Origin of the sequence: Rhodococcus sp. G-MC3, from assembly GCF_030063335.1 — a bacterium.
GTDB lineage: Bacteria > Actinomycetota > Actinomycetes > Mycobacteriales > Mycobacteriaceae > Rhodococcoides.
Genome location: NZ_JASISW010000003.1, coordinates 84395 through 97010, shown reverse-complemented (window position 1 = coordinate 97010; position 12616 = coordinate 84395). Strand labels below are relative to the sequence as shown.

Sequence of the window (12616 nt, the reverse complement as noted above, 5' to 3'; positions counted from 1 at the left end):
CCGCGCAAGCGCTCGTCTACGCCGGCTGCGTGCTGGACGCATCGACGAGGTGCGGTCCGCCGATCATGTCGATCGCGCAGTTCGATCCTGCGCGTCTTCGACGATGTAGGCGTACAGCGAATCCTCGCCGGTGGGGCAGTATCCCGCGATATATCCGGCTCCGCCGTAGATCAGATCGGTTCGGGTGACGGACGGGGGCCGTGGGCCGGTAAGGCGCCAGATGCCCATGCCCGTCGGGGTCGGCTCCAGATCGATCCCCACAGCGCGACGAGTCCACGAACGCACTCCGTCCGCGCCGATCACCACGTCGTAACGCCCGCGGCCGTCGTCCGAGAACTCCACGTCCACACCGGAATCGTTCTGCGCCAGCGAACGGACGGTGACGCCGAACCGCATCTTGACCCCGGCCTCCTCCGCCGCGTTTCGCATGATGCGGGCCAGAACGGGGCGTTCCATCCCCATCATCGCCGGTAGATCTGGTCCACCGGTGCGTGCGTCGTTCAATTCGACGATCAGCGTTCCGTCGGCGTCCGGTGCTCGGAGTCCGAGCGCTTCGAATCCGTACCCGGACGCCTCGGCGGCAGTCCACACTCCGATATCTTGAAGAACTCTGAGCGCATTTCCCTGCAGGGTGATGCCGGATCCACAGTTGTCCGTGCGTAATTCACGTTCGACCAGATCGACGGTGACGCCTTCCGCGCGCCAATCCGATTGCAGCAGCCGTGCCGGCGATTCCGCCACCGATCACGAGTACGGAGTGCAGTGCCGATGTCATCTCGTCGTCCCGACCACTGGTGTGCGCTGGGCGCCGAGTCCGGTGATGGTCGATGTCATGACGTCGCCGTCGCGCAGCAACCTACCCCAATGCATGCCGTTACCCGCCGGGCTACCGGTCAGAACGAGATCACCCGGTAGCAGGGTGATGGTCTGCGAGACCGCGGAGATCAACTGGGCGACATCGAAGAGTATGTCCTTGGTCGACTCGTCCTGCATGACCGTGCCGTTCAATTCCAGCGTCAGACGCAGTTCCGAGAGCGGACCGGTTTCTTCACCAGGAACGATGAAGGGGCCGACCGGGAGGAAGCCGGGAGCGTTCTTTGCGCGGAGCCAGTCGGTGCCGATTTCCGGCATGTCTCGGCGAAAGACCAATTCACGGTAAGTGAGGTCGTTGACGATGGTGTAGCCGGCAACCGCGTCCAGTGCCTCGTCGACACTCAACCGGCGCGAACGGCGACCGATGACGGCAGCCAACTCCAGTTCCCAGTCGTTTTTCGTTGTGCCCGGTGGGAGCGTCACTGTGTCGTAGGGCCCGGTGACCGCAGAAGGCAGACCCACGAAGAAATACGGTTCACCCTCGGATGCGCGCTTGTCCATCATTGCTGCGGTCTCGGCGCGCACCTCGTCTTCGGTCCGCCCGTTCGAGATGTCGGCGTGCTTGACCGCCAGGTCGATGACGTGGGTTCGGTAGTGCGCGCCGGCCTGCACAATCTGGCGCGGCTCGACCGGTGCCAGGATCTCGGCTTCGTCGAACGCGACCCACGTTCCGGTGGACGCACCGGCGAGCGATCGCAGGATCGGCAATGTGCGCTCCCAGTCGTCGAGGACGTCACGGGTACTGATGGGTGCGCGCAACTGCAGTTCGGAGGCGACGCTGTCGAGATCGAGGAACGCGCCGCCTGCCAGCAGTGCGGCATGCGGTCGACCGTCGATAAGCACGGTGGCGAGCGCGAAGGTGGGAATGGGCAGTGCTGCGATATCCACGGCGATAGCTTCTTTCACGAGTTCGCTCGACGCTCCCTGGCGGTGATCGAGCAAGGCGAATGTGTGACCTCCTCCACTTTCGCGTGCCTCCGGGCATCAGGGAACAGTCAATTGCTGATCTTTGGTATCACTGGTGTTTATGGCGGTCGATATCAATCCGACTGATACCGGCACCAAGAAATTGTGATTTCCACCGACCGATCGACTCGATCACACTTCGAATACCTCGTGATCCGAGTCACTTCGTTCCGCATCGCCAGTGGAGCCCTGATCTCAATGGAGCCTGCATGACACACGAAATTTCCCAACCTCGGCAGATGACTGATTCGCAGCGAACCGAAGGCCCACTGCAGGGGACACTTCTCATTGCGATCAGTTGCCTCTCGGTACTGGGCGCCGTCCTTCTCTCGCCCGCACAACCGCAGATTCTCGACGAGTTCTCGCACCAGTCCTCAGCGACATGGCTCGTCCCCTTGGTCATCACCACACCCGCACTCATGGTCGGACTGTTGGCGTTCGGTGCACGCCGGATCGTCGACGCCGTCGGCCGCATTCGTTTGATGAAGATCTCGCTCCTGATGTACGCACTGTTCGGAACCGCTCCGCTCTATCTGGATTCACTCGTCTCCATCGTGGCGAGTCGAGTCGGGGTCGGTATTGCCGAGGCAGCGATCATGACATGCGCCACGACCTTGATCGCCGACTATTTCGAGGGAAGAACACGCGCACGCTATCTTGGGCTGCAAGTCGTTTTCAGCTCCCTCTCGGCCGTCGTCTTCATCGGCTTGGGCGGCGCTCTCGCACAGTCGAGTTGGCGGACGCCGTTCTGGCTGTATGCGTCGGGAATCGTATTCGCAGGCTCGGTCGCGGTGCTGCTGTGGCAGCCGAGTGCACCGACCGAAGATCAGACGCACCCCACCCTGCAGCCGGTCCAATGGCGTCCGCTCCTGGCCCCCTTGACCGTCACCCTGTTCGGCGGGATTGTGTTCTACATACCGATCGTCGAGATCCCCTACGCCCTGTCGAACGTCGGCGTCAGCGGATCTGGGGCCATCGGTGCGGTAAGTGCTCTCGCGGCACTGGGCACAGCGCTCGGGGCGATCTCGTTCGGCAAGCTCGGGACGTTCGGACCAAAGAGGTTGCGCCGAGCGCATTCCTTGCCGCAGGCGCAGGCGTCGTCGCGATCGGGCTCGCACCGAACACCGCGATGGTGGTCGTAGGCGGTGTGGTCACCTCCGCGGGCGGCGGAATCCTGCTCCCCACGCTGCTGACCTGGGTACTGGGAGCCATGCCGTTCGAGGAGCGTGGACGAGGCACCGGTGCGTGGACCGGTTCGTTGTTCATCGGTCAGTTCCTGTCGGCGTTGGTGATTCTCGCCATCGGCACGGTGACCGGAGGATTGTCGTCGGCTCTCGTCGTTGCGGGTGTTCTCACCCTCGTGCTCGCGGTGGTCGCGGCGCGCTTGCCATCGGTGCGCCACTCGATCCCGGCCTTCTGATGTCGGCCGATCCGCGCTCATCGCGAGCAGACCGGCAGCAAGTGCGTTCTGACTCCGTTAGGTCACCACTGTGCGCCCGAGGCCCGGCTCCTGTTCCAAGGTCGGACGCGTCGTGGCGAGCCCGGTTCTCACCAGGTTGAGGATTCCGGGGTTGCCCTCGGGGGTGACGAGACCCACAGCAACCAACGTTTGCCCGTGAGTCCTGCGGGTACCAGCGTGCCGCGCCCCTCACCCGCCACCCTTCGTTCGATGAAAGATGCTGCCGTGCTAAAACGCGACGTTTCCGCCCGCCTCGATGTCGATATCACCGCCGACACCACCCTCGAATTCCAGATCGCCGTGGCACCGCACCCGGGCACCCAGGTCATCGAATCGCTGTCCTTCGTCCTCGACGGTCAGTCGATCTCGGCCAAAGAGGTCTCCGGTGTCCACGGGAACCGCATCCACGTCTTCGAGGCCGGAGTCGGCAACCTTCAGGTGGCGTACGACGCCACCATCATCGGCAACACCGACCCCGCGCCGGTCACCGACCACGACATGTCGGTGTACCTGCGTCCGAGCCGCTACGCCGAGGCCGACAAGTTCTACGGATTCGCAGCCTCGGAGTTCGGGGACTACGCCGACTCGGAAGAACTGCTCGAGAAGGTTGCATCCTGGGCGGGTGCGCGTCTCAACTACGTGCCGGGCAGCAGCGACCCGATCGACGGAGCCGTCGACACCCTCCTCGCGGGCGCAGGAGTGTGCCGCGACTACTCCCACCTCGTCGTGGCCATGCTTCGCGCGCTGAACGTTCCAGCTCGCCTCGTTGCCGTCTACGCCCCCGGCTGCGAACCGATGGACTTTCACGCCGTCGCCGAAGGCTTCGTCGGTGGAACATGGCGCGTGGTCGACGCCACCTGCCTCGCCCCGCGGTCGACACTGGTCCGAATTGCCACCGGCCGCGATGCGGCCGACACCGCTTTTCTCGACAACCGCAAGGGCGCAATCACTCTCAACAACGCAGTCGTCACCGCGGTCGTCGACGGTGAGCTTCCCACCGATGACATCACCGAGCTGGTTTCTCTCACCTAGCTCTCGAAGACGCTGGTGGGCAACAGCTCACCATCTGTAGGTGTGCGCACCCAGCTGCCAATCGACTGCCAGTTTCAGCTATTTACCAGGCGGATCCGTCATGGCAGCCTGCTAGCGATGTTGACCCTTCGACCGCGCGGTGGGCAGGTACGTTGCGGGATTCGAGAACTCAGGGTCCGAAGTCTCGGGACAGATCACAAGCCCTTACATCAACTCTCCGACTGTTGCCAGGCTCGGCAACAGATGAGTCAGCGGCGACTTGCTCAGTACATCCTCGCCGAAGGACCCACTGAGTACACCGACGACAAATCCCACACCCGCGTTGTATCCGGCCAGAACATCGTTGGGAGTGTCCCCAGCGACGAGGACGCGTCGAACATCGGTCACGCCCGTGGCCTCCATGCAGCGGAAGATCAGGTAGGGCGCTGGCCTGCTTGCCGCAACGAGATCCGACGTCACGAGCGCGTCGACCGTGTCATCGTCACCGGCGCCGACGGTCCATCCCAGCCCGACGAGGATCGCATCGGCGATGTCCGCGGAATACCCGGTCTGCAGCGCTACTTTCACGCCCTGCGCTCGAAGTGCACGCAGCGCTTCCGGTACACCTGCCACGGGCTTCGGTGAGGTCTCGCGGTAGGCGGTGATCAGGCGCGCACGAAAGTCTTCGAAAACCGTGTCGACGGCCTCGGAATCGGCGGGCGCATCCAGGGCGTCGAGCAATCCCGCGATCGCTTCATGCTTGCTGGTCCCCTTCCACATCCCCAGCAGCTCGGCTGGAAGGGGCCTGCCAACGGCGGCGACGACGGTCTGCGAGAGCACCTCGTACACGAGGCCCCCCTCGTCCACGGTGGTGCCTGCCATGTCGAGGGCGACGAGGTCGAACGAGCGTGAGTGGGTCACGAAATCTCCTTGACGATGCGTAGGTCGTGCGCGGATCGGGTGTTGTCGATGGTGAACGCAACTCGGTCGGGTCGATACCGGTCGTCGGCGTATTCGAGTGGAGTTCCGGAAAGATCCAGGGCTCTGCGTCTTTCGCGAAGCAGAGGCGCGCCGGGGTCGATGTCGAGGTGCACCGCGTCGACGTCCGTGGCAGCAACGGCATCGATGGTGTGCTTGCCTTCGTGCAGTTCCACCCCTTGACCGATCAGATACGCGTAGATCGAGCCGGAGTCGGGATCGAAGTCGAACAGTGTGCGCCCGACCGATTCGAGAAAACTCGATCGCTCGAGCATCGCCGGCATGCCGTCGAGTGTGCGAAGCCGAATCACTTCGATGACGGGAGTGCCCACCTCCAGGCCGAGGGCCGCCGCTGCCACCGAGCTCGCCCCGCGGCGTGCCACCTCCAGAGTTCGCTGGCCGGCGATTCGGCCGATCGCCTCCGCCCACGCTGTGAAGGACATGAACGTCTCGAAAGACTGCGCGACGGCGGTATCGCACACCACCGGCGGACGTCCCCGGCCGCCTGCGATCATCCCCTCGTGACGTAGCGCGGCCAGAGCCGCTCGCACCGTGCCGCGCGATGCCTCGAACCTCGCGCACAACGTGGCCTCGGACGGCAGAGCTGCTCCGACGGCAAGGGTGCCGTCGACGATCTGCATACGAAGAGCATCGGCGACGCGGGAATGCAACGGAAGTGTCACTGAGACTGGCCTCCAACCTGACTGAACAACTCTGTGCCATTCAGTCCATTACTTGAACCTGACTGTAAACGATGCTGCATGATGGATGTGAACGTGCGGTGAACTTGTTCAAACAACTCACTTTCAACCGTTGACGGGTAACTCCACACGAGGAACTGTTACCTCTCGTGATGATCGACCGAACCCCCCACCATCCGTTCGACCTCGTCGTCGTCGGTGCCGGCATCGTCGGCCTCGCCCATGCCGTCGATGCGGTGCTGCGCGGCATGTCCGTCGCAGTGATCGAACGCGACGACCGCGCCGTAGGCGCGTCCATCCGCAATTTCGGACACATCTGCACCACAGCACAATCCGGACACGCGCTGACACTTGCACTCTCAGCACGAGAGCGGTGGCTGACGCTCGGCAGAAAGGCAGGATTCGAGGTACGCGAATGCGGGACGCTCGTCATCGCCCGTGCGACAGACGAACTCGCAGTACTCGAGGAGTTCGCCGCCGAACGCGGATCCGAGCAGGTGACGCTTCACGACGCCGCGGGGCCGATCGGTGGCCTCGGAGTTGCACACCTTCCCCTCGACCTGCGAGTTGATCCGAGGGAAGCAGTGCCGGCGATCGCGGAGTGGCTGACATCGGAGGGAGTCGAGTTCTTCTGGAACACCCACGTAGGCGAGATCACAATGGACACAGCCGAACCCATCGTGCATACCTCGCGCGGTGACATTCGCGGAAGGCACGTGGTTCATTCCGTCGGCCACGACGTCGACAGACTCTTCCCCGACATCGCAGCCGAATGGAACGTCGAACGCTGCCGCCTCCAGATGCTCGAAATCGCCCCACCGGGAGGCGTCGTCATCGACCCGGCCATACTCACCGGGCTGTCCATGCTGCGATACGACGGGCTCGCGGCCATGCCGTCGGCCACCGCTGTGCGCACACGAATGGAGACCGATTCCCCGGAATTGCTCGACGTCGTCATGAATCTCATGCTCACCCAACGCCCCGATGGCGCCATCGTCCTCGGAGACACCCACCACCACGCACGGACCCACACCCCGTTCGAGGAGGAACGCAATGCCGAACTGCTGCTGCGCGAAGGCGCACGACTGTTCGGAACACCGCTGACCGTCCTGCGCCGGTGGCGCGGGATTTACGCCACCAGCCCGCGCACCGACTTCCTCACCGCCTCCCCCGCGCCGAACGTGAGGGTGGTGTCGGTGACCTCCGGCATCGGCATGACCACCGCGTTCGGCCTCGCCCCCACCATTGTCGACTCGTTCTGACCTCTAGGAGAACCGATGTTCAAGCCCCGGCATGCAGCCCTCGTGCTCGCCGCCCTCGCTCTCACCCTCACCGCCTGTGGCGACAGCTCGAGCTCCGCCGCCGAATCCCCCACCTGTCCCGGTGGCAAGATCCGCTTCGGTGTGGAGCCTTTCGAAGATCCCGCCAAGCTGACCCCGGCCTTCCAGGTCATCGGCGACGCTCTGTCGGAGAAGCTGAATTGCCCCGTGGAGGTGACCGTCGTCGACAATTATGCCGCCGAGGTCCTCGCCATGCGCAACGGTCAACTCGAGCTCGGCGTTTTCGGCCCCCTCGGTTACGTGTTCGCGAGCCAGGAGGCCGACGCCCGCGCGCTCGCCTCCTTCGGGACGGCCGCCGGACGGCTTTCCACCTACACCGCCGGTATCTGGGTGCCCAAGGACTCCGATATCGACTCGATCGACGATCTACGCGGACGCACACTCGCGCTCTCCGAGCCCGGCTCCACCTCCGGTGATGGGCTTCCGCGAATGGCATTGCGCAACAGCGGCATGCAGGACTCCGACGTCAAGATTACCTACGCCGGCGGACATCCCGAAGCGCTACTGGCATTGGCCAACGGCAAGGTCGACGCCGCCGAGATCAATTCCCAGCAGCTGGCCACCTCGACCGGGGAAGACCAGTTCGACACGTCAGAGTTCCGTCAGGTGTGGACATCCGACCCGATCCCCAACGACCCCATCACCGTCGCAGGCGGTACCAGTGAAGAGTTCCAGAAGGCCGTCGCCGACGCGCTGGTCGACCTGCCGCCCGACGCCGTCGCCGAGGCAGGTGCGCTGCTCGACGTCGACCCGGCCGGTCAGCTCCTGCCCGTCGACCAGAGCACGTATCAGCCACTTTTCGACCTCGCAGACGCACTAGGACTGACATCGAAGGACGCGGGATGACCACGGACATCCTTGCCGGAAATGTCAGCGGCACAGTCTCGTTCGTAGGATCACGGGACGCACCGGCTCTGTCGATTCGCGGGCTGCGCACATCCTTCGGCGCGCGCACCGTGCTGCACGGTGTCGATCTCGACGTCCATGCCGGCGAACTGGTGGGAGTCCTCGGCGCGAACGGGTCCGGCAAATCGACGATGCTGCGATGCGTCGTAGGTCTGACGTCGGTGGACGGTGGAACCATCGAGATCGGCGGTGAGTCCGCACTTGTCAGGGATCGTGTCCGCAGGGCCGCGATGGTGTTCCAGCAGATTCACCTCGTCGGCCGACGGTCGGTGCTCGACAATGTCTGTGCAGGCGCACTGGGCCGGTTGTCGCTGCGGAGGTCGTGGTCCACCGCAGTTTTCGGCCGCGACCTGAGGGAGGAGGCGATGGGATGCCTCGACCGTGTCGGGCTCGCCGACCGTGCACACGATCGCGCCGACCGACTCTCCGGCGGCCAACAACAACGCGTCGCCATCGCCCGCGCACTGTGCCAACGCGCACCCGTCCTACTCGCCGACGAGCCCGTCTCGGCACTCGATCCGGCATCGGCCGAACAGGTGATGACCTTGCTGGCGTCATTGGCGTCCGACGGTATCGCCGTCGCCGCCGTTCTACATCAGCCCGACCTTGCCCGGCGTCACTGCCACCGCATGGTCGGGCTCGATCAGGGACGCATCGCATTCTCCTGCGCCTCTTACGACTTGGACGACGACACCATCACCGCGCTGTACAGTCCCGACACTTCGGAAGGACGCCACCAATGACCACTCTCGACGTCAGGCGCCTGAAGGTACCCCCACACCCTCGTCGCCGAATGGGCCTTGTCGTCGGCGCAGCTCTCGTCGCCGGGTTGATCGCGGTGCACATCTGGGCAGTGGAGGAGACCGACGTATCCGCAACTGCACTCGTCAGTGGGTGGCAGGGCATCGCCTCGTTCCTCGGATCCGCTTTCCCACCAGATTTCTCCTGGACAACGGTGGTCAAACCGGGCATCGAGGCATGTCTCGTCACGTTCGCGATCGGACTCGTCGGCACGACGTTCTCCATCCCGCTTTCCATCGTTTTCGCCGTACTCGGCTCCCGCTCCACAAATCGAAACCCGTTCGTATACCAGGCCGCTCGTAGCATCATGTCGTTTCTGCGAGCTGTGCCCGACATCGTGTTCGCGCTCATCTTCGTCACCGCCGTCGGGCTCGGACCGTTCGCGGGCGTACTCGCGATCATCCTGCACAACACAGGGGTCATGGCCAAACTTTGGTCCGAGGCGATGGAAGAGATCGACCAGGGTCCCATCGAGGCCCTGCGCGTCGCTGGCGCGTCGAGCACGCAGGTGGCCATCCACGTGGTCCTGCCGACCGTCGTTCCGCAGTTCGCCGGACTACTGCTCTACCGCCTCGACGTCAACGTCCGGTCCTCGCTCGTTCTCGGCTTGGTCGGGGCAGGTGGCATCGGATTCTTGATCAACCAATCGATTTCACTGTTCCGATTCGACGAGATGATGACCTACATCTTGATGGTTCTGGTGCTCGTCGTCGCTGTCGATCTGCTCAGCGGCGCAGTGCGCAAGCGGCTCGGAGCATGACGGCTTTCGCCGCCGTGTGGTCGGGCAGCGAATTTTCCCTCCTGCCGGTGCCGTTACCGGACCTGGGCGACGGCGAAGCACTGGTCGAGGTCGAACTGTCGACGGTATGCGGAAGCGATCTGCACACTGTGGCCGGACATCGCACGACACCGGTACCTACTGTTTTGGGCCACGAAAGTGTCGGGCGCGTCGTCGGTGTGGGTCCGGGAGCGACCGTCGAGGTCGGAGATCGGGTGGTGTGGACCGTCGGGACGGCGTGCGGCACATGCACGCGCTGCGCCCGCGGAGTACCACAGAAATGCCTCGACGCCCGCAAGTACGGGCACGAACCCATCACCGACCGGTGGACTTTGAACGGCGGCTTCGCAACTCACGTACACCTCCTCGCCGGGACTGGAATTGTCGTCGTCCCGGAAGATCTTCCCGCTGCACTACTCGCACCTGCGGGGTGCGCCACCGCTACCGTCGTCTGCGCGGCACGGCGAATCGGATTGGCCGAGGGCGACGCCGTGGTGGTCCTCGGCTGCGGCATGCTCGGACTGACTGCCATCGCATATGCGCTCGACCGCGGAGCTGCCTCGGTAGTGGCCTGCGATCCGGACCCCTCACGTCGTGCATCCGCGTCGGAGATCGGCGCGAGCGCAGTCTGTACGCCGGGTGAATTGGCCGACGTGGGGCTCGGAGCCGATGCGATCTTCGAACTGTCCGGCAGCACGTCCGCCGTGGCCGCTGCACTCGACGTCGTCGAACTGGCCGGACGGATCGCGTTGGTCGGATCGGTATTCCCCGGTGCTGCGGTCGAGTTGAATCCCGAGTCGATCGTGCGCAATCTCGTGACGGTCGTCGGCAGTCACAACTACGCGCTGATCGACCTCGTCGAGGCCATCGAGTTTCTGCGGCGCACACCGTCAGGGGGGCTACTCGCCGGCGCCGTCGGTGAGCCCTACGCGTTGGAAGAGATCGGCACTGCCTTTGCCTCGGGTGCGTCCGAGGTCCGCAGTGCCCTCCGACCCGAGTCCCCCTAGATCACATGCCAGTGTGCGGATGTCGTCCCGCCGGGGGCTTGTCAGATCAGGTCGGCGCGCACGATCGGGAGCGAGGTCGGTGTCGATGACCCCCCTGCGGGTTCGATCGTGACAGCGAATGTCGTGGCGCCGCCGAGCAGTGTCGTCAGTGGGTGGTTGCCGTCCGGTTGGGCTCCGAACAACAATCCCGCCGAGTGTGGGGTGCCGTCGAGAAGCCACATCTGATAAACCGAACCGTCGGGCGGGGCGGGGACGCCACTGAAGTTCACCGACGCTTGATGCTGGTTACGGGAGTAGTCGATGCGCACCGTCCCGCCTCCGTCGACGGGAGTGGTGATGGTTCTCGTGTCGTCGGCAACGATCACACTGCTCGATCCATCCGACCCTGTCGGGGCCGCAGGTTCGGGGGCGAACGGTTCGGTTCCAATGACAACCGCGCCCAGTGTGATGACCACTGCGGCCGCAGCAGCAACCGGGATACGCCACCGCCGTCCGGCCGATGTGCGCGAGTCTCGCATGTGTGCGTTGATGGCCGGGTTGCCGTGCCGTCGATCCTGGGCAGGTTCGTTGGCCAGTACATGCAATGTGCGCAGGCGTAGTTGGACCGGAGGCGGGTACTGGCCCGGCGCCGCAGCGAGCGCGAGGGCCTCCCGTAACGCCCGCACGTCGCCGTAGAATGCTCGGCGAGTAGCACTGTCGGCGGCGGCGAGTTGGATGTCGATGTCGGCGCATTCGTCGGCGTCGAGGCAGTCGAGTGCGTACAGGTATGCGGAGTCCAGAAGCAGACGTCGGTGGGGTTCGGGAAAATCGACGACGTTGGTCATCACCGCACTCCTCGTGGGGCTTGACCCTTCGGGTACGTCGGAGGTTGAAGTCCTGAACCGATCACCGGGCACCTCCGCGCGTATGGGCATCCATCGGCGAAGAACTTGCGACGACGGGATGCGTACCAGTGATTCGTTGCTGTGCCGCAATCGGATTGAACTCGCTCCGGTGCGGTCACGCGCCCGTACCCGCGGTGCGCCACGACTTCAGTGCCGTGTTGCGAAGACGAGGTGCCGCGCACCGACGGAGAGATGGTCCGTGAACTGGAGTCGAACTGCGGGCGCGTGTGCGGCCAGGCTGTCGGCGTCGACGCTGACCCACGGAAACCACGGCCCGATGATCGTGTCGGTGTGCCAACGCCTGCGATGGTAATGGTGACCGGTACCGGGGGCGTCGACCTCGATCACCGCGCGACCCCCGACCTCCAGCGCGTCGGCAACCTGTTCGAGCATGAGGCTCAGATTGCCGCCGATGCCGACATTTCCGTCGGCGAGCAGTACCGTCGACCATCGCCCAGCAGCGGGTAGCGGCCCGAGGACGTCACTTTCGACAGCACATCCTCCGCGTGCACGAGTCATCGCTACCGCAGCAGCGCAGGTATCCATGCCGACAGCCTGAGTTCCGAATCGTGTCAAGGCTGCAGTGAACCGCCCGGGGCCGCACCCGAGATCGAGTGTCGGGCCGGAGCAGGCATCGAGTATCACCTCATCGAACGCGCGGTCTTGTGGAGTGGACCAGGTACCGCCCATCCATCGCCCGGTAGGCAGCTCCGATCGATGTCCGTCCGAGTGCTGCATCCAACTCGGTTCACCGGCAATCGCGCGCGTCAGGACCGCATCGGCTACATCGTCGCCGATGTTGGCCGCCTCGTTCTCGGCAGCGAACACAGCAGTGCGCGCGCCGGTGGTGTCGGCGGTGGTGGTGGTGACGGCATCGCTGCCGAGGGATTCACTCACTTTCGATTACACCGC

Annotated in this window: 14 protein-coding genes; 8 read left to right on the top strand and 6 right to left on the bottom strand. The window is 64.4% G+C overall.

Annotated elements, in window-relative coordinates; genetic code table 11:
- Window positions 1–63: 63 nt before the first annotated feature.
- Together QMK17_RS03925 and QMK17_RS03920 are read right to left on the bottom strand one after the other, a co-directional pair.
- Window positions 64–741, bottom strand: coding sequence for an FAD-dependent monooxygenase (locus tag QMK17_RS03925; protein ID WP_283507135.1), 678 nt, complete (start codon window positions 739–741; stop codon window positions 64–66).
- 30 nt (window positions 742–771) lie between these two features.
- Window positions 772–1779 carry a fumarylacetoacetate hydrolase family protein gene (locus QMK17_RS03920; protein ID WP_283507134.1) on the bottom strand — a complete coding sequence of 336 codons (1008 nt, stop codon included), beginning with the start codon at window positions 1777–1779 and terminating at the stop codon, window positions 772–774.
- A gap of 299 nt (window positions 1780–2078) precedes the next feature.
- On the opposite strand from QMK17_RS03920, the gene QMK17_RS03915 reads away from it, so the two are divergent.
- The 3 genes from QMK17_RS03915 to QMK17_RS03905 all read left to right on the top strand — a co-directional run bounded on the left by QMK17_RS03915 (window position 2079) and on the right by QMK17_RS03905 (window position 4330).
- On the top strand, window positions 2079–2981 hold the full coding sequence (locus tag QMK17_RS03915) for an MFS transporter (protein ID WP_283507133.1): 903 nt from the start codon (window positions 2079–2081) through the stop codon (window positions 2979–2981).
- The gene (locus QMK17_RS03910; protein WP_336620127.1) at window positions 2945–3259 is read left to right on the top strand and encodes an MFS transporter; all 315 of its coding nucleotides are present in this window, start codon (window positions 2945–2947) and stop codon (window positions 3257–3259) included. The genes QMK17_RS03915 and QMK17_RS03910 overlap by 37 nt, the downstream gene beginning before the upstream one ends.
- 249 nt (window positions 3260–3508) lie before the next feature.
- On the top strand, window positions 3509–4330 hold the full coding sequence (locus QMK17_RS03905; RefSeq protein WP_283507131.1) for a transglutaminase-like domain-containing protein: 822 nt from the start codon (window positions 3509–3511) through the stop codon (window positions 4328–4330).
- A 204-nt stretch (window positions 4331–4534) separates the two neighbouring features.
- On the opposite strand, the gene QMK17_RS03900 is transcribed toward QMK17_RS03905, so the two are convergent.
- Together QMK17_RS03900 and QMK17_RS03895 are read right to left on the bottom strand one after the other, a co-directional pair.
- Window positions 4535–5230 carry a phosphonatase-like hydrolase gene (locus QMK17_RS03900; protein WP_283507130.1) on the bottom strand — a complete coding sequence of 232 codons (696 nt, stop codon included), beginning with the start codon at window positions 5228–5230 and terminating at the stop codon, window positions 4535–4537.
- Window positions 5227–5970, bottom strand: a complete 744-nt coding sequence (locus QMK17_RS03895; protein WP_283507129.1) for a GntR family transcriptional regulator — start codon at window positions 5968–5970, stop codon at window positions 5227–5229. Before QMK17_RS03895 ends, QMK17_RS03900 begins: the two co-directional genes overlap by 4 nt.
- 170 nt (window positions 5971–6140) lie before the next feature.
- Here QMK17_RS03895 and QMK17_RS03890 point away from each other — a divergent pair, with 170 nt between their 5' ends.
- The 5 genes from QMK17_RS03890 to QMK17_RS03870 are packed head-to-tail and all read left to right on the top strand — an operon-like array spanning window position 6141 to window position 10820.
- Window positions 6141–7250, top strand: coding sequence for a TIGR03364 family FAD-dependent oxidoreductase (locus tag QMK17_RS03890; protein ID WP_283507128.1), 1110 nt, complete (start codon window positions 6141–6143; stop codon window positions 7248–7250).
- A gap of 15 nt (window positions 7251–7265) precedes the next feature.
- On the top strand, window positions 7266–8174 hold the full coding sequence (locus QMK17_RS03885) for a phosphate/phosphite/phosphonate ABC transporter substrate-binding protein (RefSeq protein ID WP_283507127.1): 909 nt from the start codon (window positions 7266–7268) through the stop codon (window positions 8172–8174).
- Window positions 8171–8977: a phosphonate ABC transporter ATP-binding protein gene (locus QMK17_RS03880; RefSeq protein ID WP_283507126.1), complete on the top strand. Its 807-nt coding sequence runs from the start codon at window positions 8171–8173 to the stop codon at window positions 8975–8977. Before QMK17_RS03885 ends, QMK17_RS03880 begins: the two co-directional genes overlap by 4 nt.
- A complete protein-coding gene (gene phnE / locus QMK17_RS03875) occupies window positions 8974–9795 on the top strand; it encodes a phosphonate ABC transporter, permease protein PhnE (RefSeq protein WP_283507125.1) in 822 nt (273 codons plus the stop codon). The genes QMK17_RS03880 and phnE overlap by 4 nt, the downstream gene beginning before the upstream one ends.
- Entirely contained in the window at window positions 9792–10820 is a 1029-nt protein-coding gene (locus QMK17_RS03870; protein ID WP_283507124.1) for a zinc-binding dehydrogenase, read from the top strand. Before phnE ends, QMK17_RS03870 begins: the two co-directional genes overlap by 4 nt.
- A gap of 41 nt (window positions 10821–10861) precedes the next feature.
- Here QMK17_RS03870 and QMK17_RS03865 read toward each other — a convergent pair whose 3' ends face one another.
- Window positions 10862–11644 (bottom strand): anti-sigma factor, encoded by a 783-nt coding sequence (locus QMK17_RS03865; RefSeq protein WP_283507123.1) that lies wholly within the window; start codon window positions 11642–11644, stop codon window positions 10862–10864.
- Window positions 11645–11851: 207 nt separating this feature from the next.
- Window positions 11852–12601: a class I SAM-dependent methyltransferase gene (locus tag QMK17_RS03860; protein ID WP_283507122.1), complete on the bottom strand. Its 750-nt coding sequence runs from the start codon at window positions 12599–12601 to the stop codon at window positions 11852–11854.
- Window positions 12602–12616: the final 15 nt, after the last annotated feature.

Bases quoted from the DNA above. Each gene is read 5' to 3' on its own strand.
- QMK17_RS03915 (WP_283507133.1), top strand. From the start codon at position 2,079: ATGACTGATTCGCAGCGAACCGAAGGCCCACTGCAGGGGACACTTCTC.
- QMK17_RS03905 (WP_283507131.1), top strand. From the start codon at position 3,509: ATGAAAGATGCTGCCGTGCTAAAACGCGACGTTTCCGCCCGCCTCGAT.
- QMK17_RS03890 (WP_283507128.1), top strand. From the start codon at position 6,141: ATGATCGACCGAACCCCCCACCATCCGTTCGACCTCGTCGTCGTCGGT.
- QMK17_RS03885 (WP_283507127.1), top strand. From the start codon at position 7,266: ATGTTCAAGCCCCGGCATGCAGCCCTCGTGCTCGCCGCCCTCGCTCTC.
- QMK17_RS03880 (WP_283507126.1), top strand. From the start codon at position 8,171: ATGACCACGGACATCCTTGCCGGAAATGTCAGCGGCACAGTCTCGTTC.
- phnE (WP_283507125.1), top strand. From the start codon at position 8,974: ATGACCACTCTCGACGTCAGGCGCCTGAAGGTACCCCCACACCCTCGT.
- QMK17_RS03870 (WP_283507124.1), top strand. From the start codon at position 9,792: ATGACGGCTTTCGCCGCCGTGTGGTCGGGCAGCGAATTTTCCCTCCTG.
- QMK17_RS03865 (WP_283507123.1), bottom strand. From the start codon at position 11,644: ATGACCAACGTCGTCGATTTTCCCGAACCCCACCGACGTCTGCTTCTG.